General features: G+C 68.4%; 1 protein-coding gene and 1 pseudogene. One reads left to right on the plus strand and one right to left on the minus strand.

Annotated elements, in window-relative coordinates:
• The first annotated feature begins 474 nt into the window (after positions 1-474).
• A complete protein-coding gene (locus ACGFYN_RS48115; protein ID WP_393872275.1) occupies positions 475-624 on the plus strand; it encodes a hypothetical protein in 150 nt (49 codons plus the stop codon).
• A 532-nt stretch (positions 625-1,156) separates the two neighbouring features.
• Here the strand turns inward: ACGFYN_RS48115 and ACGFYN_RS48120 are convergent.
• A pseudogene (locus ACGFYN_RS48120) lies at positions 1,157-1,458 on the minus strand (transposase); the annotation flags it as partial.
• Positions 1,459-1,709: the final 251 nt, after the last annotated feature.

Raw genomic sequence — 1,709 nt, forward strand, 5'->3', positions numbered from 1 at the left:
CGCCTTGTACGCCGCCGAGCACCGGCGATGACCGGTGGAGCGGGGTGTCACCTGCGGATCCGGGGTCCCGTGGCCGTTGGTGCTGGCCACTACGGACACTTCTCCTTCTCCGCCCTCGACTCAATGAATCATCCAGTATGCCTGGCTCGACCAACGTTGCCAGAGAGGGCTCGAGCAACGACGCGGCGAGACGGGCTGTGCTGGGCAGACGGATGGGACAGAAGTGTGGTGACTCAGGAGACGGCAGTGTCTGCACCCGGGGAAGAGTTCGGCGCACTGGCCGGCGCCAGTCCGAACCTGGCTGAGCGTGCGCGGGATGTGACCTGCGGCTTCTTGCTGGTCCTCGCGCCGGACGGCGGAGCCGAGGTGGAAGCGGTGCTGCTGTGGTGTCCGAGCGGGTCACCAACGCGATCCAGCACGCCGGTGGCGTGACCGGCTTTCGGGCGGAAGGCAGGCGAGGGGACGGTGACGGTCATGGTGGAGGACGCCAGCCGCCGATCGCCGCGCCCGCTGCCCTTCGATCCGACGCAGCCGGGCGGGTTCGGCTGGCTCCTGATGCAGGACCTGGCACTGGACGTCCCGAGAGGCAAGACCGTGTCGGTGGTCCTGCCCTTGTCGCAGTGACCGCAGGCCGCCCCCGTTGAGTGCCTGTGCCGGGTCCTTGCGTGACAAGCCGATTGGTCTGTTGATGCAGATCAGGGGCTCGTCGCTTCGGTCGGATCCGCCCGAAGCGACGACTGGGCCACAGGCACCGGCCGCCGTACGATGGGCGTAGGCGGCGACCGGGTGCCCCGGCTGTGTCTTGCCGTCGTCACGGTCGACGGGGGCGGCCAAGGCTGTCCGGGGGGTGCGGTGGGCCGTTGATGCCGTCGGCGAAGTCGACAGTGGTGTTCTGTGAGGCTGCCTGCCGTTCGAGGCACTGCGGGGTGGCGTGGACGGTCGGTTTCGACCACCTGGCCGCGGTCAGCGGTCGGCAGGCGGGAGGACGCGCTCAAGGAAGTAGAGCCGCGCCTGTCGGGGCTGCTGTCCAGGCCCAGAGCAGTGCGGAGGCCGGCGCGACCACCAGCCGGATGGCACTCTCCCAGACCCTGTCTCATCCCCTCACCGGCATGTCCCGCCCGGATTTCCAGGTGCTGCTCGATCGGATCACCGTGCCCTACTGATCTCCTCGGGGTGTTGTTGGGTGGCGGGTGAGGGTGAGTCCGGTGCCGGCGAGACAGCCGTCGATGAGGTCGGGCGGTGCTGGATGTGCCGCAGCCCCCGGTGGAGTGTGCGTTCGAGGTGGTCGTCGTCGGTGAAGGCGACGTTGGCGAGCGGGCCGCGGCGCAACAGCGACCAGATGCCCTCCACCCGATTCAAATCCGGTGCATAGGAGGGAAGTTGCACGATGGTGAGCCAGTCGTGTCCGTCCGCGTACTCGCGCATCCCGGCGGCCCGGTGGGTGTTGAGATTGTCCCAGCACATCGCCCCCGACAACACTCCGAAGAGATCAGTACCGGGCCGCGTTCGAACAATGCCGGGGAGGGGTGGCCGTCATACGTCACTTACTGATGTCAGTCGGGGCAGTCGCCCGGGTTCACGCGCTGGGGCTTCGAGAGGGAGACCTGGTCGTCGACGGTCCCGTTGCGGGGGTCTGCTACCGGGGACGTGGCGGTGAAGTCGGTGATGGCCCAGTAGTGATGGCCGTGTCCCTCCAGGGGGCCGGTGCC

Source organism: Streptomyces sp. NPDC048419 (assembly GCF_043200415.1).
Classification (GTDB): Bacteria; Actinomycetota; Actinomycetes; order Streptomycetales; family Streptomycetaceae; genus Streptomyces.